The organism is Solibacillus sp. FSL H8-0523 (genome assembly GCF_038051985.1).
GTDB lineage: Bacteria > Bacillota > Bacilli > Bacillales_A > Planococcaceae > Solibacillus.
Genome location: NZ_CP150291.1, coordinates 3,006,015 through 3,028,149 on the forward strand (window position 1 = coordinate 3,006,015; position 22,135 = coordinate 3,028,149).

At 40.1% G+C, this 22,135-nt stretch carries 22 protein-coding genes and 1 riboswitch; of the genes, 3 read left to right on the top strand and 19 right to left on the bottom strand.

The features are described from left to right. Positions 1-37 precede the first annotated feature (37 nt). The 5 genes from NSQ62_RS15035 to NSQ62_RS15055 form a co-directional block, all read right to left on the bottom strand. Complete coding sequence (locus tag NSQ62_RS15035) at positions 38-259, bottom strand: LuxR C-terminal-related transcriptional regulator (RefSeq protein ID WP_241369357.1); 222 nt, start codon at positions 257-259, stop codon at positions 38-40. 69 nt (positions 260-328) lie between these two features. Then, positions 329-772 (bottom strand): thioesterase family protein, encoded by a 444-nt coding sequence (locus NSQ62_RS15040; protein WP_341320949.1) that lies wholly within the window; start codon positions 770-772, stop codon positions 329-331. Between the two features lie 160 nt (positions 773-932). Next, positions 933-1,709, bottom strand: coding sequence for a succinate dehydrogenase iron-sulfur subunit (gene sdhB, locus NSQ62_RS15045; RefSeq protein WP_341320950.1), 777 nt, complete (start codon positions 1,707-1,709; stop codon positions 933-935). Between the two features lie 17 nt (positions 1,710-1,726). Then, positions 1,727-3,472: a succinate dehydrogenase flavoprotein subunit gene (gene sdhA, locus NSQ62_RS15050; RefSeq protein WP_341320951.1), complete on the bottom strand. Its 1,746-nt coding sequence runs from the start codon at positions 3,470-3,472 to the stop codon at positions 1,727-1,729. A 90-nt stretch (positions 3,473-3,562) separates the two neighbouring features. Further along, the gene (locus NSQ62_RS15055) at positions 3,563-4,177 is read right to left on the bottom strand and encodes a succinate dehydrogenase cytochrome b558 subunit (protein WP_341320952.1); all 615 of its coding nucleotides are present in this window, start codon (positions 4,175-4,177) and stop codon (positions 3,563-3,565) included. 269 nt (positions 4,178-4,446) lie between these two features. Between NSQ62_RS15055 and NSQ62_RS15060 the strand changes: the two genes are divergently transcribed. Continuing rightward, on the top strand, positions 4,447-4,869 hold the full coding sequence (locus NSQ62_RS15060; RefSeq protein WP_341320953.1) for a YslB family protein: 423 nt from the start codon (positions 4,447-4,449) through the stop codon (positions 4,867-4,869). Positions 4,870-4,912: 43 nt separating this feature from the next. Here NSQ62_RS15060 and NSQ62_RS15065 read toward each other — a convergent pair whose 3' ends face one another. The 3 genes from NSQ62_RS15065 to trxA all read right to left on the bottom strand — a co-directional run bounded on the left by NSQ62_RS15065 (position 4,913) and on the right by trxA (position 7,950). Further along, positions 4,913-5,410 carry an ACT domain-containing protein gene (locus NSQ62_RS15065; RefSeq protein ID WP_341320954.1) on the bottom strand — a complete coding sequence of 166 codons (498 nt, stop codon included), beginning with the start codon at positions 5,408-5,410 and terminating at the stop codon, positions 4,913-4,915. 99 nt (positions 5,411-5,509) lie between these two features. Beyond that, a riboswitch (Lysine riboswitch) is annotated at positions 5,510-5,712 on the bottom strand. Positions 5,713-5,741: 29 nt separating this feature from the next. Continuing rightward, positions 5,742-7,535, bottom strand: a complete 1,794-nt coding sequence (gene uvrC, locus NSQ62_RS15070) for an excinuclease ABC subunit UvrC (protein WP_341320955.1) — start codon at positions 7,533-7,535, stop codon at positions 5,742-5,744. Positions 7,536-7,635: 100 nt separating this feature from the next. Continuing rightward, on the bottom strand, positions 7,636-7,950 hold the full coding sequence (gene trxA, locus NSQ62_RS15075) for a thioredoxin (protein WP_341320956.1): 315 nt from the start codon (positions 7,948-7,950) through the stop codon (positions 7,636-7,638). Between the two features lie 255 nt (positions 7,951-8,205). Between trxA and NSQ62_RS15080 the strand changes: the two genes are divergently transcribed. Further along, positions 8,206-9,243: a M42 family metallopeptidase gene (locus tag NSQ62_RS15080; RefSeq protein WP_341320957.1), complete on the top strand. Its 1,038-nt coding sequence runs from the start codon at positions 8,206-8,208 to the stop codon at positions 9,241-9,243. A gap of 207 nt (positions 9,244-9,450) precedes the next feature. On the opposite strand, the gene NSQ62_RS15085 is transcribed toward NSQ62_RS15080, so the two are convergent. The 10 genes from NSQ62_RS15085 to zapA all read right to left on the bottom strand — a co-directional run bounded on the left by NSQ62_RS15085 (position 9,451) and on the right by zapA (position 20,519). Then, complete coding sequence (locus NSQ62_RS15085) at positions 9,451-10,428, bottom strand: electron transfer flavoprotein subunit alpha/FixB family protein (RefSeq protein ID WP_341320958.1); 978 nt, start codon at positions 10,426-10,428, stop codon at positions 9,451-9,453. A gap of 56 nt (positions 10,429-10,484) precedes the next feature. Continuing rightward, complete coding sequence (locus NSQ62_RS15090; RefSeq protein WP_341320959.1) at positions 10,485-11,258, bottom strand: electron transfer flavoprotein subunit beta/FixA family protein; 774 nt, start codon at positions 11,256-11,258, stop codon at positions 10,485-10,487. A gap of 47 nt (positions 11,259-11,305) precedes the next feature. Beyond that, positions 11,306-12,079: an enoyl-CoA hydratase gene (locus NSQ62_RS15095; RefSeq protein WP_341320960.1), complete on the bottom strand. Its 774-nt coding sequence runs from the start codon at positions 12,077-12,079 to the stop codon at positions 11,306-11,308. A gap of 16 nt (positions 12,080-12,095) precedes the next feature. After that, positions 12,096-12,677: a TetR/AcrR family transcriptional regulator gene (locus tag NSQ62_RS15100; RefSeq protein ID WP_341320961.1), complete on the bottom strand. Its 582-nt coding sequence runs from the start codon at positions 12,675-12,677 to the stop codon at positions 12,096-12,098. 98 nt (positions 12,678-12,775) lie between these two features. Continuing rightward, positions 12,776-14,467 (bottom strand): long-chain-fatty-acid--CoA ligase, encoded by a 1,692-nt coding sequence (locus NSQ62_RS15105; RefSeq protein ID WP_341320962.1) that lies wholly within the window; start codon positions 14,465-14,467, stop codon positions 12,776-12,778. Positions 14,468-14,848: 381 nt separating this feature from the next. Then, on the bottom strand, positions 14,849-15,262 hold the full coding sequence (locus NSQ62_RS15110) for a DUF350 domain-containing protein (protein WP_341320963.1): 414 nt from the start codon (positions 15,260-15,262) through the stop codon (positions 14,849-14,851). A gap of 69 nt (positions 15,263-15,331) precedes the next feature. Beyond that, positions 15,332-17,695, bottom strand: coding sequence for an endonuclease MutS2 (locus NSQ62_RS15115; protein ID WP_341320964.1), 2,364 nt, complete (start codon positions 17,693-17,695; stop codon positions 15,332-15,334). A gap of 192 nt (positions 17,696-17,887) precedes the next feature. Further along, positions 17,888-19,591, bottom strand: coding sequence for a DNA polymerase/3'-5' exonuclease PolX (gene polX, locus NSQ62_RS15120; protein ID WP_341320965.1), 1,704 nt, complete (start codon positions 19,589-19,591; stop codon positions 17,888-17,890). A gap of 122 nt (positions 19,592-19,713) precedes the next feature. After that, positions 19,714-20,253 (bottom strand): CvpA family protein, encoded by a 540-nt coding sequence (locus NSQ62_RS15125; RefSeq protein ID WP_341320966.1) that lies wholly within the window; start codon positions 20,251-20,253, stop codon positions 19,714-19,716. Positions 20,254-20,258: 5 nt separating this feature from the next. Beyond that, on the bottom strand, positions 20,259-20,519 hold the full coding sequence (zapA, locus tag NSQ62_RS15130; protein WP_341320967.1) for a cell division protein ZapA: 261 nt from the start codon (positions 20,517-20,519) through the stop codon (positions 20,259-20,261). A gap of 256 nt (positions 20,520-20,775) precedes the next feature. On the opposite strand from zapA, the gene rnhC reads away from it, so the two are divergent. Beyond that, positions 20,776-21,711, top strand: coding sequence for a ribonuclease HIII (rnhC, locus tag NSQ62_RS15135; protein WP_341320968.1), 936 nt, complete (start codon positions 20,776-20,778; stop codon positions 21,709-21,711). A gap of 24 nt (positions 21,712-21,735) precedes the next feature. Here the strand turns inward: rnhC and NSQ62_RS15140 are convergent, their stop codons facing one another. Beyond that, on the bottom strand, positions 21,736-22,107 hold the full coding sequence (locus NSQ62_RS15140; RefSeq protein WP_341320969.1) for a VOC family protein: 372 nt from the start codon (positions 22,105-22,107) through the stop codon (positions 21,736-21,738). Positions 22,108-22,135 lie beyond the last annotated feature (28 nt).

The following is a 22,135-nucleotide window of genomic DNA, read 5'->3' on the forward strand; positions in this document are numbered from 1 at the left end:
ATTTTGATGTTTTTTTCATAAAATAGCAAGTATCCATTCAGTTTATTGACAATTCTTGCAACCGCAATAATTCGATGAGTGCCTGCGTTCGACTGGAAACACCTAATTTTTGTATTGTATTAGAAATGTGATTACGTACTGTTTTTTCACTAATGCCAAGTTTCGCTGCAATTTCTCGTGTCGAATAATCTTCAATCAGTAGTTCGAATATTTCTCGTTCTCTTTTCGTTAACAGCGAACGATGCTGCGGACGAGTCATTGTGCAACACCCTCCTATCCTCTTCTTTGTACAGTATGTCATGTACGAATGGGAGGTGAGGGCGTTTAACTATTTCCCAAGCAATATTTTTTTCTGTTCCTCGAGTAAAGGAACGCCTTTACCTGTTTCATAATTCAATTGAACAAGCGTACCCCGGCCTGTATAGCACACCTCATCCTTTTCATTTTTCACTAAATAATGTAGATCCATGGATGAATTACCGATTGAAGCGGCTTTGACATAAATCGTCAATGTCTCATCAAAAAACACTTGGTTCAAGTAGTCACATTGAATATCTGCTACAACCAGCATATTTTTCCCTGTAGGGCTATTGGTAAAATCAAAGCCAAGCGCTTTAAAGTACTCAATACGTGCATATTCAAAGTATGCAAATACCTTCGTGTTGTTTACATGTCCATACATGTCGGTTTCTGAAAAACGTACCTTTACTGTTGTCGAAAATGAAAAGCCGGCCATCCATTCTTGTGGATCTTGAATATAAGTTGCTCGCATACTATTTCCCCCTCAGAACTTCAAATTTCATCATCCCCCGACAATGAATACGCGTTCATTATAGCATAATTTGTCATTTTCGAGCCATAAGAGAATTATATAAAAAAGCTTTCACTAAAAAAGACCTCCACAAATTGTGGAGGTCTTTTGAGTTTGTTGATTAGTCAACCATGTGGTCAGAACCGAAGAAGTTCTTGAACATTTGAACTGATGCTGCACGGTTAAGAGCAGCGATAGATGTTGTTAAAGGAATCCCTTTAGGACAAGCAGCTACACAGTTTTGAGAGTTACCGCAGTTAGCAAGACCGCCGTCTCCCATGATTGCTTCTAAACGCTCGTCTTTATTCATCGCACCAGTTGGGTGAGTGTTGAATAAACGAACTTGTGATAATGGCGCTGGTCCGATGAATGAAGCTTTTTCAGACACGTTTGGACATGCTTCCATACAAACACCACAAGTCATACATTTAGATAATTCGTAAGCCCATTGACGTTTGCGCTCTGGCATACGTGGACCTTCGCCTAAGTCGTAAGTACCATCGATTGGAACCCATGCTTTAACTTTCTTAAGTGCGTTGAACATACGCTCGCGGTCAACTTGTAAGTCACGGATGACTGGGAAGGTTTTCATTGGCTCTAAACGAATTGGTTGCGTTAACTTGTCTACTAATGCAGAACAAGATTGTTGTGGACGTCCGTTGATTACCATTGAACATGCACCACAAACTTCTTCTAAACAGTTCATATCCCAAGATACTGGAGTCGTTTTTTGACCGTCAGCAGTTACTGGATATTTTTGAATATGCATTAAAGCAGAAATTACGTTCATACCTGGACGGTAAGGAACTTCGAACTTCTCAACGCGTGTAGCACCATTCTCAGAATCTTGACGAACGATTTCTAACTTAACTGTTCTACCAGTATTTACTGTTTCCATTTTCTAGTTCCCCCTTCTTACGCAGAATAGTCGCGTTTACGTGGTGGAATTAACGAAACGTCTACTTCTGCATAAGTAATAATTGGCTCGCCCGTAGCAGGATCGAACTTCGCCATTGTTGTTTTTAAGAATCTTTCATCATCACGCTCTGGGAAATCTGGTTTGTAGTGAGCACCACGAGATTCATCACGCATTAAAGCACCTTTTGTCATAACTTTTGCAAGGTATAACATGTTCTTTAATTGGCGAGTGAAGTGAGCACCTTGGTTCGACCATTTTTGCGTATCGTTGATGTTGATTTTTTCCCAACGCTCTTGTAACTCAGTTAATTTCGCATATGTTTCCTCTAATTTAGAGTTTACACGTACTACTGTCATGTTGTCAGTCATCCACTCACCAAGTTCTTTGTGAAGTAAGTAAGCGTTTTCTGTACCATCCATTTTCAGGATAGCTTCCCATTTTTCTTGCTCTTCTTTTTCGCGACGTGTGAAGATTTCTTCTGGTAAATCTTCCGCATGCTTTTTAAGACCTTTAATGTACTTAACAGCATTTGGACCAGCAACAGAACCACCGTAAATTGCAGATAGTAATGAGTTCGCTCCTAAACGGTTCGCTCCGTGTTGAGAGTAATCACATTCACCCGCTGCGAATAAACCAGGGATTTCAGTCATTTGATCGTAATCTACCCATAAACCACCCATAGAGTAGTGAACTGCTGGGAAGATTTTCATTGGTAATTTACGTGGGTCATCCCCTACGAATTTTTCGTAGATTTCGATGATACCACCTAATTTGATGTCTAATTCATGTGGATCTTTGTGAGATAAGTCAAGGTATACCATGTTCTCACCGTTGATACCTAATTTTTGGTTTACACATACGTCGAAGATTTCACGAGTCGCGATATCACGAGGTACTAAGTTACCGTAAGCTGGGTATTTTTCTTCTAAGAAGTACCAAGGCTTACCGTCTTTGTAAGTCCAAATACGACCACCTTCACCACGAGCAGATTCTGACATTAGACGGTTTTTGTCGTCACCAGGAATTGCTGTTGGGTGAATTTGGATCATTTCACCATTTGAATAAGTAGCACCTTGTTGGTAAACGATTGAAGCTGCTGAACCAGTGTTGATTACAGAGTTTGTTGTTTTACCGAAGATGATACCAGGACCACCTGTTGCCATGATTACAGCATCAGAACGGAATGATTTAATTTCTTCAGAACGTAAATCTTGTGCTACGATACCGCGGCATACGCCTTCGTCATCCATAACAGCACCAAGGAATTCCCAGTGCTCATATTTCGTTACTAAACCAGCTACTTCGTGAGCACGAACTTGCTCATCTAGTGCGTATAGTAATTGTTGACCAGTTGTTGCACCAGAGAATGCTGTACGGTGCATTAACGTACCGCCGAAACGACGGAAGTCAAGTAAACCTTCTGGCGTACGGTTGAACATTACACCCATACGGTCCATTAAGTGGATAATACCAGGTGCTGCATCACACATACCTTTAACTGGTGGTTGGTTCGCTAAGAAGTCGCCACCGTATACTGTATCGTCAAAGTGGATCCATGGAGAATCCCCTTCACCTTTTGTATTTACTGCTCCATTAATTCCGCCTTGCGCACAAACAGAGTGTGAACGTTTTACTGGAACTAACGAGAATAATTCAACTGCAGTACCAACTTCAGCTGCTTTAATCGTAGCCATTAAGCCTGCAAGACCGCCACCAACGACGATAACTTTACTCTTTGCCATGATTATTTCTCACTCCTCATTAAATTGCTAATTACTTTTACTCACATTTCATTTTGCTTCTTAACTATGTATAAGTTCTCAAGTTAAGAATTAAACGAATGATACGATAGCCGCAACACCAACGATCGTTAAGATTACAAATACTAACATTGTAATGTAAGTAACGATTTGTTGAGATCTTTTAGATTGTGTAATACCCCAGCTCACGCAGAACGACCATAAACCGTTTGCTAAGTGGAATGTTGCTGATACGATACCTACGATGTAGAATGCTAACATTAATGGATTATCAACGATTTGAACCATCATATCAAAGTTAACTTCTTCACCAAACGCTTTTTGCACACGTGTTTGGAAGATGTGCCAAGCGATAAAGATTACTAGGAAAATACCTGTGAAACGTTGTAAAACGAACATCCAGTTACGGAATGTGCTGAAACGTTTCGGGTTGTTCGTTGCAGTAAATGCAATGTACACTCCGTAGAATCCGTGGAACATTAATGGAATATAGATAATAATCCATTCCATTGCTAACAATAACGAGTGTGGAAGTAATTCCATCACGCTAGTAGCGTTATTGTAAGTTTCTTCACCGCCAACTGCAGTAAAGTTCAAAGATAAGTGGAACACCAAGAATAACCCGACTGGAACTACGCCAAGTAACGAGTGTAAGCGGCGCCATAAAAATTCACGATCTTTCGACAAAACTGTTACCCCCCTTAGTACTTGAAATACACATAAACACCGCCACGAAATTGTTGACGCTGTTGTTGACTGCATATTTCATCATGGTACAATATTATGACATGTCCATTGTACTCTCAACAGGTACTAGCGTCAAGGCAACTGAGTATATTTAATAATCATTTTAAAGACGTTTTTACGCTGTTTAGAGTTAAAATTTTTCTACTTATAACATTATTTCTTCTCCTAGAATTAAAATTATAAGAAAATTTATGAAAGAGGTTTTTACTATGGAAGAGCATAAAATGAAAACGATTCCAGCTTTTGGCTATGAAATCATTCGTGATCATCTACTTCATTCAATTCTAGGGAAACACGAAGAGGATGTATTGTATTGGGCAGGGAAAGAATTAGCAAGGAAATTCCCGTTATTTTCATTAGACGAGCTTCCATCATTCTTTACTGAGGCCGGCTGGGGCGTTTTAACACTCGAGAAGGAAACGAAAGATGAAGCCCATTACATACTGATGACAACAGATGAGCAATCATTAAATATCGAAGCACGTTGCTTCCGTTTGGAGGCGGGCTTTTTAGCCGAACAAAAACAAAAACAACTAGGTTTTTTAACGGAATGCTATGATGAAAAATACGAAAAGAAAAACTGTGTGAAATTTACTTTGAAGTGGGATTTGAAGGAAAAAATAACGTGGTAAAAATAGCAGTACATGGATTAGTCAACCCATGTACTGCTATTTTTTATGACGCTGAAGTTTTATGAACAGCTAAATTAAATTCATCATGCAACGCATTTGCCGCGCGTACCATTTCTTCCTGCGGCACAACGACGGACACTTTAATTTCTGAAGTACTGACCATTTTCACTGGAATATGCTCACGGCCTAATCGTGCAAACAGGCGCGCTGCAACACCTGGATTAGACACCATGCCTGAGCCAATGAGCGATACTTTCGCTAAGCCCACTTCAAAATCCGCAAAGCTAAAGCCTAATGATAATTTGCTTGATTCTAACACACGTAAACTTTCCGCAAACTCATCTTTGGTAATCGTAAAGGAAATCGTCGGCTTCACACCATCAATAACCACCTGCACAATAAGATCCACATTGATTTGATTTTCAGCTAATACACTAAAAACTTCTGCAAGCGATGCCGTTTCATACGAATCATAACCAATTGTTAAACGAATAATATCTGATTCATACGCCACACCGCGTACGATTATTTTTTTTTCCATTTCTACAACTCCTTTAATTAACGTTCTTCCACATCACGCTCATGCAAAAGAAAGCACAACAACTAAGTGTATGCTTCTTGCTTGCTCGTTTAGTACATCTAGTGTGATATTTCTAGATTTTTTCTGGCATGCTTGTTACTCTTGCAAAACCGCAAAAAAAAACGACCTCCCATATTCATGGAAAGTCGCCGTCAAGATCTATTAAACGTAATTACTTCGGCAGGATCCCCTTTCGATTGCTGTCTTCGGAATTGTTCTCCCTCGAGCAATGTACTCTTGAATCCTGCACCTCTATCATTCGAAACGATTGAATTGTCAATATATTAACGGATTACTGGTCTTTTTTCAATGAAATTTCCTGAAAATGTTTGAAAATCGATTCCGCCAGTTTCGGTGGCAAACCTGCTTCTTGTAACTGTAATTCACTGGCCTCACGAATTTTTTTCACTGACCCAAAATGCTTCATCAGCTGCTGTTTGCGCTTTGGTCCTACACCTTCAATGTCATCTAGTACAGACTGAATCGCATTCGTTTGCTGTTGCTGACGTAAGAAAGTAATCGCAAAACGGTGGACCTCGTCTTGAATACGCTGCAATAAATAAAAACCATCGCTCGTACGTTTAAGTGGCACGACTTCAGGTGGGCTCCCAAATAATAACTGCGACGTATTATGCTTGTCATCCTTTGCAAGTCCGGCAATCGGTATGCTTAATCCAAGCTCATCCTCTATCACTTCGCGCGCGACTTCCATTTGCCCCTTACCACCATCAATCACAATTAAATCAGGCAATGCTAAATTTTCACGCAACACACGTGTATAGCGACGACGAATGACTTCGGCCATCGCTCCGTAATCATCATGCTTCGCGGCCTCTCGTGTTTTATATTTACGGTACTCCTTTTTCGCTGGCTTGCCGTCTATAAACACGACCATCGCCGAAACAGGGTCAGTACCGTGCATATGGCTGTTGTCAAACGCTTCAATACGAAGTGGGATGGGAATATCCATCGCTTGCGCTAACGCCTCACACGCACCCACTGTACGCTCCTCTTGACGTTCAATCAGTTGGAACTTCTCATGCACCGCGATATTTGCATTTTTCATCGCTAAATCAACGAGTTCTTTTTTCGTACCTCTTTTTGGAATAATGACTTTCGTGTTTAAAAGACTTTGTAAAATTGTTTCATCAATCGTATTCGGTACAAATATTTCCTTTGGTAGTAGGTGATTCGCTTGCTCATAAAAGTGACCGACAAACGTTAAAAATTCCTCTTCTGGCTCGTTATAAATCGGAAAAATTGTGACATCACGTTCGATTAACTTCCCTTGGCGTACGAAAAACACTTGCACACACATCCAGCCTTTTTCCACTGCATAACCAAATACATCGCGATTTGTTAAATCATCCGAAACCATTTTTTGCTTTTCCATAATACTATCAATATGCGTGATTAAATCACGGAATTCTTTCGCACGTTCAAACTCTAAATTTTCAGCTGCATCGAGCATTTTTTGTTGAAGTTCGTCCTTAATTTCGTCGACGCCACCGTTTAAAAACTTCGAAATTTGATTGATCATATCGTCGTATACTTTTTTCTCAATATCCTTCACACACGGCGCTAAGCACTGCCCTAAATGATAGTACAAGCACACTTGGCTTGGCATCTGCGTACATTTACGTAACGGATACAAGCGGTCTAGTAATTTTTTCGTTTCATTGGCTGCATAGGAATTCGGATAAGGTCCGAAATATTTTGCTTTATCCCTTTTAATTTTACGTGTAGTTATTAGCCTTGGATGACGTTCATTCGTTATTTTAATATATGGATACGTCTTATCATCTGTTAGTTTAATATTGTATTTCGGATCATGGAGCTTGATTAAATTTAACTCTAAAATCAGTGCTTCTAAGTCACTCGATGTCACGATATATTCAAAGTCCTCAATCTCACTCACGAGGCGTGCTGTCTTCCCATCATGACTGCCTGTAAAATACGAACGGACACGGTTTTTCAACACCTTTGCCTTGCCGACATAAATGATGGTGCCTTGGCGGTCCTTCATCAAATAACAACCCGGTTCATCCGGTAAAATTTCTAATTTTGCTTTAATGATTGCATTCATGCTCTTCACCTATTTACTGTGTCGTTACTAGTAGTGTACCCGATTCAACGACAAGAAAAAAGCCGTACACCTTGGTAGGCATACGGCTCGTTCATGGATCTTATTTGTTGTCGTTAATGAAGTCGATTAACGCTTCTTTAGGCATGAAGCCAGCTGTTTTTGCTTTTACTTCGCCATCTACGAATAATAGTAATGATGGGATAGACATGATTTGGTATTCAGCAGCAGTAACTTGGTTGTTATCCACATCAACTTTAACGATTTTAACGTCGTTACCGATTTCTGCGTCTAATTCTTCAAGAACTGGAGCGATCATTTTACATGGACCACACCATGCAGCCCAAAAGTCTACTAAAACTACACCATTTGAAATTTCTTGTCCGAAAGTTTGATCTGTACCGTGTACAATTGCCATATTAAAATAGCCTCCTTAATTACAATATGCATGTAGTATAGCATGATTTGGCAATTATAAAATAATAAAATGCTCGCGGAAATTGGATATACGGTGAAATGTTGGAAACCGGAAGATTAAAATGCTATTTCTTCTATCATTTTAGTCAAGATAATGGTCTTTTATACAATTGATTGGGGTAAACAAAACGTAGCTTTTCTTCTTTAAAAAAGTAGAGTAAGCTAGAGTACAGAGTAGATAAAGGAGGTATTTCCATTGATTACAATCAATAAAGAACGCGTGCTTCAAATCGCAAAGGACTTACTACAGCAACATAGCCCTACTGGTTATTGCCATGAAATTATGGATACAATTGAACAGTACGTTTTGAAAACAGGCTATGCGTTTGAACGCACATTAAAAGGTGGCGGCATCATTTCCATCCCTGGTGCAAACGAAGGCAAGGTAATTGGTCTTTCTGCGCATGTGGATACATTAGGGGCTATGGTTCGCTCGATTACTAGTCACGGTACATTAAAATTCACGCTGTTAGGTGGACCACTTGTGCCAACTTGGGACGGTGAATATGTATTTGTTCGTACACGAGACGGCAGAACGTATAGCGGTACGATTTTAAGCACAAGCCCTTCAGTACACGTATTCGAAGACAGCAAATCTAAAAAACGAGAACCGCAATTTATGGAAGTGCGTCTTGATGAAAAAGTAAAAACAAAAGACGATGTATTAAAGCTTGGCATTGGTGTTGGTGATTTTATTTTTATCGACCCGAAAACAACGGTCACAGAAAGCGGCTTTTTAAAGTCTCGTTTCATTGATGATAAAGGAAGTGTTGCGGTATTATTAGCGCTACTTGAAATCATGAAAGCGGAAAATATCGTACCTGCTTATCCCGTGAAAATTGTCATTTCAAATTATGAAGAGGTTGGGCATGGTTCATCGCATATCCCTACTGATATTACGGAATACATTTCTGTGGATATGGGCTGTATCGGGGACGATTTAAGCTGTACGGAATATGATGTTTCGATTTGCGCGAAGGATTCAAGTGGTCCATATGATTACGAAATGACATCAACGTTTATTGAACTCGCGAAAGAAAACAATCTGCAATACGCGGTCGATATTTATCCGATGTACAGCTCGGATACAAGTGCTGCCTTGCGTGGGGGTAATAATATCAAGGGTGCGTTAATCGGACCTGGTGTACACGCCTCACACGGCATGGAACGTACACATTATGAAGCGTTAGAAAATACGATGAAATTGATTTATCTTTACATTACGAAAAAATAAACGCAAAAACAGCACTGTCCGAGAAGTGTTACTTTTCAGACAGTGCTTTACTCATGTATTCATGATCCGCGGTGACACGTGGTCGAAAGTAAGACGAATGCTAAGATCGTCAAATCCTGTGACAACGCATTCATGACCAGCATCGTGTTGGCCTCCATCGCGCAAAACGGGATTGACCAGAAGGCTTTCTGGTCAATCCCGTTTTTTTTATGCGTTTACTTTTAACGCTTTGAATTCTTCGATTAGAAGTGGTACTACTTCAAATAAATCGCCTACAATACCGTAGTCTGCTACTTTGAAGATGTTTGCTTCTGGATCTTTGTTGATCGCGACGATTACTTTTGAATTCGACATCCCTGCTAAATGCTGGATTGCGCCAGAAATACCAGCAGCGATGTATAGGTCAGGTGTAACAACCTTACCTGTTTGACCAATTTGTAATGAGTAATCGCAATATTCCGCGTCACATGCACCACGAGATGCACCAACTGCACCGCCTAGTAAATTCGCAAGCTCTTTTAATGGCTCGAAACCTTCTTCTGATTTCACACCACGACCACCTGCTACTACAACTTTCGCTTCAGAAAGGTCTACACCTTCTGTAGATTTACGAACAACCTCTTTAATGATTGTACGTAAGTTTGTGATGTCTACAGTAACAGCTGATACATCACCAGAACGAGATGCATTTTTTTCTAACGGTGCGATGTTGTTCGGACGGATTGTTGCGAAAACTACGCCGTCTTTCACTTTTACTTTTTCAAACGCTTTACCAGAGTAGATTGGGCGAATGAATACCGTAGCATCACCAGCGCCTTCGATTTCTGTTACGTCTGAAATTAAACCAGATTTTAAGCGAGACGCGATTTTTGGCGATAAGTCTTTACCTAAAGACGTATGACCAAACACGATTGCTTCTGGATTTTCTTGTTCAACGACAGCTAAAATTGCTTGGCTGAAACCGTCAGATGTATAATTTTTTAAGTGTGGGTGCTCCACAGTCACAACGCGGCTTGCACCGTATGCGATTAGCTCCTGCGCTAAACCTGCCACAGCATCCCCTACTAATAATCCTACTACTTCACCGCCATCAGCGATTTGTGTACCTGCTGCAATTGCTTCGAATGAAACGTTACGTAAGCTTCCTTCACGAACCTCACCTAACACTAAAACTTTCTTTGACATGAATATCCCTCCATTACCATCTTCGTAAAACTTCGATTTATTTTCGTTTTCAATGATTAAACAACTTTTGCTTCGTTGTGTAATAAGCTAACTAATTCTTTTACCTGATCCGTTAGGTCACCTGATAACACACGACCAGCTGCTTTTTGCGGTGGTAAATAAATTTCAACCGTTTCTAGTTTTACTTCAACATCATCTTCATCGATATCTAAATCATCTAGCTCAAGTTCTTCAAGCGGCTTTTTCTTTGCCTTCATGATACCCGGTAAAGATGGGTATCGTGGCTCGTTTAACCCTTGTTGAGCAGTTACTAATAATGGTAAAGATGTTTCTAACACCTCAGAGTCACCTTCGATATCACGAACAATTTTCACATTAGTTCCATCAATTTCAAGTGAAGTAATTGTTGTTACGTAGTTAATGCCTAAAAGGTCTGCTAAGCGAGGACCTACTTGGCCTGAACCACCATCGATTGCCACGTTACCTGCTAAAATTAAATCTGCTTCTTTGTCTTTTAAATATTCTGCTAGAATGTAAGCTGCAGTATATTGATCTAACTCATCTAAATCATCTTCTGTATTAATTAAAACTGCTTCATCAGCGCCCATTGCTAGAGCTGTACGTAGTTGCTTTTCAGCATCTTCGCCACCGATTGTTACAACTGTTACTTTACCGCCTAATGCGTCACGCTTTTGGATTGCTTCTTCAATCGCATACTCATCGTATGGGTTGATGATGAATTCAGCACCATCTTCTTGAATTTTACCGCCTGAAACGACGATTTTTTCTTCTGTGTCAAAAGTACGCTTTACTAATACATAAATATTCATAATCTAGACCTCCTAAAAGCTTTTAATTTAATCCCGTTTACACGGTTTTATTTACCTGTAAATACTGGTTCACGTTTTTCGATAAATGCTTGAATGCCTTCTTTTGCGTCACGAGATACGAATACTTCACCAAAGCTATTTGCTTCAGCAGCAACCCCGTTATAGAATGACGGTGATTTTCCATATTGTAGCATTTGAATGGCAGCTTTTAAAGCGATTGGAGACTTTTTCGCGATTTTTTTCGCGATGTTTAGCGTCTCAGGTAATAGGTCTTCATCAGAGAATGCACGGTTTGCTAATCCCCATTGAACCGCTTCTGCACCTGAAATTGGATCGCTTGTAAACATCATCTCCGCTGCTTTTGCTACCCCTACATAGCGTGGTAAACGCTGTGTACCAGCAAAGCCTGGAATAATGCCTAGTGAAAGCTCCGGTAAGCCTAGTTTCGCTTTTTCTGTTACGAAACGCATATGGCATCCCATCGCAAGCTCTAATCCGCCACCTAATGCTGCACCATGAATCGCTGCGATGACTGGCTTTGAAAAGCTTTCAAGTCGTTCGAATACGTCTTGACCGTTTTTCGCTAAGCCGGCAAACTCTTCGCCTGACTGTACGCTTGTAAATTCTTTAATGTCCGCACCGGCAGAGAAAAATCGTCCCTCTCCGTGAATGACAATCACGCGTACCGCATCATCATGTTCTACAGCGTCTAATAATGCATTGACGTCTTGGATTAAACCTTGTGATAGCGCATTTGCTGGTGGTCTTGAAATTGTAGCGATTGCTACATTTTCTTCTACTGTCCAACTTAGAAACTCCATTTCCCCACATCCCCTTTTATGCTTTTAGAGCATTTAACAATAATGCTTGTATTTTTGGAGCCTGTTCCATTAAGTCATAGCGATATTCATTGATTACCCATGTTGTCGTAATTTCGTCAATTGTTCCAAAGACCATTTGACGGGCAATACGCACATCCATCGTTGGATTGAATTCCCCATTTAGCATACCTTCGATGATAATTTGATCCAACAAAATTAAATATTCTTTTAGAATAGCGTTAATTTTCGATCTAATTTCTTTATTCGACTGCCTTAATTCCAATTGAGTAACCGTTGCTAGATGGCGATCACTCGATAAAACATGAAAATGGTTTTCAATCATTTTGCTTAACTTATCGGAAGAAGAATCTCCACTTTTTATTATAGCCTGTAAATTCTCTACGAAAATACCCATTTTTTCCTGAAACACAGAAATTAAAATATCTTCTTTGTTTTTAAAATATAAATAGATTGTTCCATCAGCTACGCCAGCCTGTTTTGCAATTTTGGATACTTGAGCTTGATGATAGCCATTTTCCGAGATTGCAATGACTGCAGCATCTACTATTTGCATATACTTGGGTTTATTTCGTTTCAAGTTGCTCACCACCAAAAAAAAATGAAAACATGAATGACCATTCATTCATGTTTTCATAATATAGTTTCTAGAACTTTCTGTCAATAGTTCGCGCTGGTTTATTTTGCTTCTTGCGCCACCATTTTTTGTTTTTCTTCATCCACTAATGTACGACGTAAAATTTTACCTACCGCTGTTTTTGGTAGTTCTTTACGGAAGTCATAGAAGCGCGGTACTTTGTAGGCAGCTAAGTTTTGACGGCAGAATTCATTTAATTCTTTTTCCGTAACGGTTTTTCCTTCTTTTAAAACGATATACGCCTTCACCGTTTCGCCGCGGTATGGGTCAGGAATCCCCGCTACAACACATTCTTGAATGGCTTCATGCTCATATAAAATTTCTTCCACTTCACGTGGATAAATATTAAAGCCACCTGCAATAATCATATCTTTTTTACGGTCAACTACGTAGAAGTAACCGTTTTCATCCATGTACCCTAAGTCACCTGTTAAGAACCAGCCGTCATTGAATGTCATCGCTGTATCTTCTGGGCGATTCCAGTAGCCCTTCATGACTTGTGGCCCTTTGATTGCGATTTCGCCTACTTCACCAGGTGGTAAAATTTCAGATTCGCCTGAACGTAAGATGACTGAATCTGTATTCGGCCATGGTAAACCGATTGAACCGTTAATACGATTATCCCAAATAGGGTTTGCGTGCGTTACCGGTGATGTCTCTGTTAAGCCATAACCTTCTACGACGCGACCACCCGAAATCTCTTCGAACTTTTCTTGTACTTCAAGCGGTAATGGCGCAGAACCACTTAAACACGCTTTGATTGTTGAAAGATCATATTTTTTTAGATCTGGGTGATTTAACAGCCCGATATACATCGTTGGCGCACCCGGGAATAGTGTTGGCTTTTGCTTATCGATTGTTTTTAATGCTTGCTCTGCATCAAATTTCGGTAATAATACCATCTTCCCTTGTTGCATTACTGACAGGATCAATACCGTTGTCATGCCGTATACATGGAAGAACGGTAAAATACCTAAAATCGTTTCTTCCCCTTTATTACATTTATACATCCAAGCGTCACACATCATTGTGTTTGCGATTAAGTTTTTATGTGTTAACATAACACCTTTCGGGAAGCCTGTTGTACCGCCCGTATACTGTAGTAGCGCTAAATCATTTTCAAAATCAAAATCTAGCGGAATATCCGAAGCTGTTGTGGATTTCATAATTTCTGTGAATAAATGGTTAGTCCCACTATGCTCGACTTTTACACTAAAGCCATATTGTTTCTTTTGAATAAATGGATACACTAAGTTTTTCGGGAACGGTAAATAGTCTTTAATGCCCGTTACAATCACGTTTTCAAGATTCGTCTCTTTAATAATTTTCATAGCACGTGGATATAAAATATCCATTACTAAAATTACTTTCGCACCGGAATCAGCCATTTGGTATTGCAATTCACGCTCTGTATAAAGTGGATTCGTTTGAACAACAATCCCACCCGCATACATCGTACCATAGTAAGCGATTACTGCTTGTGGACAGTTTGGTAACATGACTGCTACACGATCGCCCTTCTCCACCCCTAGAGAACGCAAATAATTCGCAAATTTTAGTGCCGATTGATGTAGCTCTTTGTACGTCATTTCTTTCCCCATGAAATGTAGCCCGACTTTGTCCGGTACGTCTTGTGCAGCCTCCGTCAAAAATTGTTGCACCGGAATTTGCGGAAAATCCAACGTATGCGGAATTCCCTCCGGATAACTAGAAAGCCAAACTTTTTCTGTCATAAACCTTCTCCCCTTTGCTAAAAAGCCTTATTCGTTTCCATTAGTATAATTAAAAAAGGAAATTCTTTCAAACTATTTAGTTCGAATTTTCTTTTATTTTCTCGTTAATTCACGATTTCTCTTAGTTAATGTTATGATTTTTATAACAATCTCATACATGATAATCGAAAAATCTTATATTAACTTTCAATATATGTTTTTGTAGGAAAGTAAAAAATATTTTTTAAAATGTTACTTTTTACGTATAAAAAAAGCAGACAAACCATTCCTCGTTTGTCTGCTGCTGCATTTAAATTGTTGCCATATAATAAATTCCTACTGCAAGGAACACTACACATACGACTAATAAAATTTTCGATAAAGTTTCCATCACTTGTCTCCCTAAGATATACTTGCCCCAATTACAAATGATAATCCTAATGAAATCGTAAATGAAATAAATCCGACAGAACGATTGTCTGCTGCAATTTCCTCATCAACATTGAATTTCGGAGTTAAAAATTCAAACAATAAATAGGCAAAAATTAATAAGATAAAGCCGTACAGTCCCCAACCGAGCATTTCTACAAAGGATGTATGCTGTTGGATGGAATATCTGAAAATGTTGCACACTCCGAGGATTTTACCGCCTGTCGCTAATGCAACGGCCAAATTCCCTTTTTTAATTTCTTCCCAGTTTTTATATTTCGTCACGATTTCAAATAAAATCATCGAGACAAATAAACAAAGAACTACTACGCTAAAATAGCCTGCCGTTTCAACGAGAGGATGGTGCCAAAAGTTTGAACCTAGCAATCCATGTACCCCCTTAACAAATTTTCTTCTTATACCTAATATTAGCTAATTTTGCAAAAGGAGCAACCATTATTTTAGCTCAACAACGGTCACACCGAACCCACCCTCGCCTGCTTCACCATAGCGGTAGGATTTGACGCGCTTATTTTTTTTCAAGAAACTTTGAATGCCTTGGCGCAGTGCCCCGGTACCCTTACCATGAATGATTGATACACGTGGATAATTAGCCAGTAGTGCATCATCTAAATATTTTTCTGTAAGGATAAGTGCATCCTCATAGCGTTCTCCGCGTAAATCTAACTCAAGTTTCACATGTGAATTACGGTTTTTGACGTTCATTGAGGCACGCGTTACTTTTTCTTTTTCCGGCTTGATGTATTCTAAATCGCTATCTGGTAGCTTCATTTTTAAAATCCCGATTTGCACAACCCACTCGTCGCCTGATTGATCGAGAATTGTTCCTTTTTGACCGTAGCTTAACACTCTAACTTCATCGCCGACTTGTAAGTTTTGCTTACGTTCACGTACAGCGACTGCTTTTTGTAGCACTTTATTTTCTTGTGGTGCGGCTTCATCTAAACGTTTTTTTGCATCGATTAACTCGTGCTCTTTTACGTTGGCAGCAGCATCGGCTTTCATTTTACGTAATTCTTCGATGATGCTTTCTGCCTCACGCTTCGCTTCATCAACAATTTTACGCGCTTTATCTTTCGCCTTTTTCTCTAAGCTTTCTTTCTTTTCGTCATATGTGCGTAAGCGCGTTTCAAGCTCCGCGCGAATTTGTGCAGCATCTTCAAGTAAGATGTGCGCTTCATCCGCTTCACGCTCTGAACGAAGACGGCTTTCTTCTAATGACGCAATCATCGACTCAACTTCGTGACGATCAGTGCCTGTAAACGACTTCGCACGGTCAATCACGGTGTTTGTTAGCCCTAAACGCTTTGAGATTTCAAAAGCATTCGAACGTCCCGGTACACCGATCAGTAGACGATAGGTTGGACTCAGTGTTTCGATATCAAACTCGACACTGGCGTTCACTACTAGCGGACGGTTATAGCCATACGCTTTTAACTCCGGATAATGCGTCGTTGCCATGACACGGGCACCACGGTCTACCACTTCATCTAAAATAGAAATCGCTAGGGCCGCCCCTTCTTGAGGATCCGTACCCGCACCTAATTCATCGAATAGTACGAGTGATTTTTCATCAAATTTACTTAAAATATCAACAATGTTCACCATATGAGAGGAGAACGTTGACAGTGACTGTTCAATCGATTGCTCATCACCGATATCCGCAAAAATTTGATCGAACACCGAAAGCTCCGAACCATCAAGTGCAGGCACTGGTAAGCCAGACTGCGCCATTAACGTACAAAGACCAACTGTTTTCAACGTAACCGTTTTACCACCTGTATTTGGACCCGTGATAACGATTGCCGTTACATCACGCCCAAATTCGATTGTGTTTGCGACCGCCTCTTCAATTGCTAAAAGTGGGTGGCGTGCACGTACTAAACGTGTATAGCCGTCTTGATTCATTTTCGGCATCGTACATTTATTTGCTTGACCATACTTGCCTTTTGCCAAAATGACATCCACTTCACCTAGTAGCTGCACTAAAACAAACAGGTCATGGGCAACTTCCGCTACCTTTGCTGTTAGCTCTAATAAAATACGCTCAATCTCAGCTTTTTCTTTCACTTTTAGACGTTGCACTTCATTATTGGCCTGAATTACTGACTCCGGCTCAATGAATAATGTTTGCCCAGATGCAGATTGGTCATGCACAATCCCACCGTAATGCGAACGGTATTCTTGTTTTACTGGAATAACAAAGCGGTCATTACGAATGGTAACAATCGCGTCTGATAGCATTTTTGTGGCATTCGAACCGCGCGTTAAGCTCTCTAATCTTTGACGTACCTTTGACTCCTCAGAACGCAGTGACTGACGAATCGAGCGCAGTGTAGCACTCGCAGAATCCAGTACTGTTCCGTTATCATCAATACAGTCATTAATTTCATGCTGCAATGCTGTGAGTACCGGCATTTGTTCTTTACGCTCACTAAAATGAGGAATCTCAATGGCCTTTTCTGATTCAATATCTTCAATGAAATTACGCAAAATACGACTTGCACGAATGGTGCTTGCGATTTCCATTAATTCCATTGGGCTCAGCATGCCGCCGATTTGTGAGCGACGTGCATGTGGACGCACATCAAAAATACCGCCTAATGGTACATTGCCTTTCACGCGTAAAATCGCTAGGCCTTCATCCATTTCGGCTAATAATTCAACGACAGTTTCAAAATTCGTTTCAGGTACTAACTCTTCAATCGCTTGCTTCCCAATTGAGTTCGTACAAAATGCCGCAACTTGTTCGCGGACTTTATCAAATTCTAGTGTTTTCAATGCTCGCTGTTCGATCATGAAAAACACCTCCTAGTACTATTATTTATTTTTCATTAAGAAAAGTGCATTCGCGCCCGTTTAGCCCCGACAGACATTGGAGGACCCGTCGCAAAAGTAAACGTTCCACCACTTTTGCAGGAGGGTTCGAAATGGCCAAGGGGCTGGCGCGAAGGCCTAGACACTGCTATAAAGGTGAAATTTTATATTTACTTATCTTTTAATAAAGGCTTCAAATTGCTCTTTTGACCATGTATTGACGATTAACTCTTTATTTAACCATGCTTTTTGTGCATATTTCACGCCGATTTCCATAAAGCGCAACTGATCAATCGCATGCGCATCGGTATTAATCGCGACTTTCACATTTTTCTCCATCGCTAGCTGTAAATGCTCGATGCATAAATCTAAACGGTATGGATTGGCGTTCAGCTCTACTATTTTACCATGCTCCGCTGCCCAATCAATTAAAAGTGGCACATCAGGGTCATAGCCACCACGTTCACCAACGATTCGACCTGTTGGATGTGCAATCATATGCACGTACGGATTTTCTACAGCCGTTTTTAAACGTGCCATAATTTTATCCTGAGATTGTGTGAAGCTTGAGTGAATCGACGCAATGACAAAGTCTAGCTCTTTTAGTACATCATCATCAAAATCTAAGGTACCATCTGGTAAAATGTCCATTTCTGTCCCGTGGTATAAGCGGAACTTTGGATTTTTTTCATTAAATGCATAAATATCGAGTTTTTGCTGCGCTAAACGCTCTGGCGTTAAACCGTTTGCCACTTTTAAATATTGTGAGTGGTCGGTAATGACTGCGTGTGTATAGCCCTTAGCTATGAGCGCTTGGCCCATTTCCTCTACGTTATGCGCACCGTCTGACCATGTTGTATGCATGTGTAAATCGGAGACGATATCTTGTAATTGCACTAACCCATCCAACTCGTCTAAACGGTCTAGCTCTTTTCCACTTTCACGCACAGTCGGCGGAATGAACGGTAAATCAAAGTGTGCGAAAAACTGCTCTTCGGTTTCAAATGTTACAACCGAGCCATCTTCTTGCTCAACACCGTATTCACTAATCTTTTTTCCCATTGATTTCGCCAGCTGACGCATACGGACGTTATGATCCTTGGAACCGGTAAAGTGATGTAAAGCCGTCGCATATTCTTCACGCTTTACTAAACGGAAATCGACACTAATCGGCTCTTCGCGGTCTAAAACAACAGATACCTTCGTATCCCCCGCTGCAATTGTTTCTAAAATGGCTAAGCGTGTTAAAATTGCCTCTCGTACGACTTCATATGCACTTGTAGCAACGATAAAGTCAATATCCTTACTCGTTTCTGCTACACGTCGGAAGCTGCCGGCTACCGAGAACTTCTCCACTTCCGGTATACTTTCCAGTAACGCATTAATTTCAAGTACTGCCGGCTCAAGCTGCCAAATCGGTAAACGTTCTTTGCGTGTGCCAAAGTTTTCAAGCTCTTTTAAAATTTTCTCTTCCGTCTTTGCCGCAAAGCCTGCTAATTCACGGACTTTCCCTGCCTCACATGCCGCTTTTAACGATTCTGCATCTGTGATAGTTAACTCTTGATAGAGCTTCGCCAGTTTTTTCCCGCCTAAGCCAGGTAGCTTCATTAAGGGTACAAGCCCTTTTGGTACAATGGCTTCCAATTCTTTTAGTGTGGAAGATTTCCCTGTTTCCACTAATTCTAAAATCACCGCAGCTGTCCCTTTACCAATGCCTTTAATAGCCGTAATATCCTCAATTTCACTTAGACTTCGCTCGTCTGCTTCAAGTGCGGCAGCCGCTTTACGAAATGCCGATACCTTAAACGGATTTTCAGCTTGTAATTCCATATATAACGCAATTTTTTCTAATGTGCGAATAATGATCTTTTTATTCATAATAATACCCCTCTCTTTAAAAAAGCCTCCCCCGAAAATCGAGAGAAGCTTTCACATGATTTTTAGATTCGGCTTTCACTTCATTTTAGTAGGTAGTAAGCACCTGGTGAATTAAGGTAACTCTAATTTTTATAAATATACCACCAGTTTTGGAAGATGCTCGTGATCACTGGTGTATGTTCGAGTATTAGCCCTGTTAAGAACGAGCTGTCGACAATCGATTGAATCGATTCAATCGGTAGTAATGCAATGACATATAACCCGATAAATAAAATAATGTAGGCCTCAATAAAGCATAGCACCGCACCTAATACGTAGTTTACCGAACTTAGTACAGGTAAATACGTTAAAAAATCAAACATCGAACCTAAAATTTGTAAAGCAATTTTCACCGCAAAGAAAATCAGTGCAAAGGCAAATACACGGTAAAACGTACGATCGACATCCAGTGAATCTAGCACTAGAGTCATCGTGGAACCTTCCGTAAAGCCTGGATACGGAATCCATAGCACAAATTTATCAGCAAGTGGCTTATAGTAAATAATCGCGACTACTAGCGCAATTAAAAAGCTTGCGATATTGATTAATTGCACAATTAATCCACGCTTGGCACCAATAATTAAACTAATAATAAAGACTGCAAGAATAAATAAATCTAACATGTATGTCAACCCTTCAACTGTTTCAATTGTTCTTCTAATTGTTCATATTGCTCTTTTAATAATAAATAATCGTGAACGGAATTCACTGCTGTTAAGACAGCAAGCTTGGCACTATCTAATGACGGATTCAGTCCGCTAATTTCACGCATCTTGTCGTCAACAATCGACGCGACTAATCGCATATGACCTGTTGATTCTGTTCCTACCATTTTATATGTATGCCCATAGATTTCTACGGATATGCGATTCTTTTCTTGCTCAGCCAAAGTAACCCCTCCAAAAAAGAAGATATAAACAGTCATCAACACCGCGATTTTGAATTATTTGCATGTTGTGCACGTCTGATTTCTGTTGTTATTAAAACGATGCCATTTTTATATTGTACATCATATCATTTCCAATTTCATTATCGCAACCGTATGCCTGTATTGTCTATCGGAATTAGCAAAACAATATGTCATTTTCACTTTTTTACAATTCACGCTATACTTGTGTTAACTTACGTTAATGAAAGGAATTCCTATGACAAATATTGTTTTACAAGTTTCTTCTGCGATTCAACAAAAAATTAAAATGCATTATCAAACTTCGTTAATCGAACGCAAGGCACCGGGTGTCATTTTCGCAGCTAAGCTTGCTGATACCGCCATTACCGCTTATAAATCCGGCAAGGTGATGTTTCAAGGTGCTGGTGCGCAGCGTGAAGCCGCACGTTGGTCTACGGGCGCTACCACAACGACATCAAAAATAACGAACACAAAAGGCGACAAACTACCTGAAAACTTTGCAACATTTTCTGTGATTGGCTCAGACGAAACCGGCACCGGCGATTATTTCGGACCTGTCACCGTTGCAGCGGTTTACGTGCCGGCTGATAAAATTGCACTTGTACAGGAGCTTGGTGTTAAAGATTCGAAGCAATTAACGGACGAGTATATGCGTAAGGTTGCACCAGACTTAATGAAAGTTTGTCCTCACAGCATTTTAACGCTACGTAATGATAAGTATAATGCCATCCAAGCACGTGGCTATTCACAAGGGAAAATCAAAGCGCTGTTACACAATCAAGCGTTAAAGCATGTATTAACAAAAATCGCACCCGATAAACCCGATTATATTTTAATCGACCAATTTGCTGAGCGCGGCATCTACTATAATCATATTAAAAACGAAAAACAAATTATTCGTGAAAATGTACTTTTTTCTACAAAAGCGGAAAATTTACATGTTGCAGTTGCTACAGCTTCGATTTTAGCGCGCTATGCATTTTTAAAAGAAATGGATCATCTAGCTGAAATTGTTGGCTTTCCCATACAAAAAGGCGCAAGCGGCAAAGTAGATGAAATGGCTGCAAAAATTTGGTTAAAGCACGGCGAAGAAACGCTGAAATCCATGACAAAGTGGCACTTCGCCAACACAGAAAAAGCACGAAAATTACTCCAAAAAAAGAAGGGATGAAACGTATTTTTCATCCCTTTCGTGTTATTTTTCTGTAATCGCGAAATAATTACCTTCATCATCGGCAAAGTTAAATACTTTGCCAAACTCCATACTCACCAGTTCTCCAACCGTAATCCCTTTTGCTTGGTATTCTTCATACAGCACCTCTAAATTTTCGCCGTAAAACATTAATGACGGTGCACCTAAATTTAACTCTGGTGACATTTCTTGAATTTTCTTTTTGTCATGTAATACAAGGCTCGTATGTGCGTCATCTGTTGGCGCAAGTGTAATGATGCGCAGCCCATTATCGACGTCTGAAATAAGCTCAAAGCCTAATTTCTCTATCCAAAATTGTTTAGCCTGTTCTTGGTCATTGACATAGAGCATGACTTGGCCTAATTGTTGAATCATAGCGTCACTCCTTTTTTTACTCTTTCAC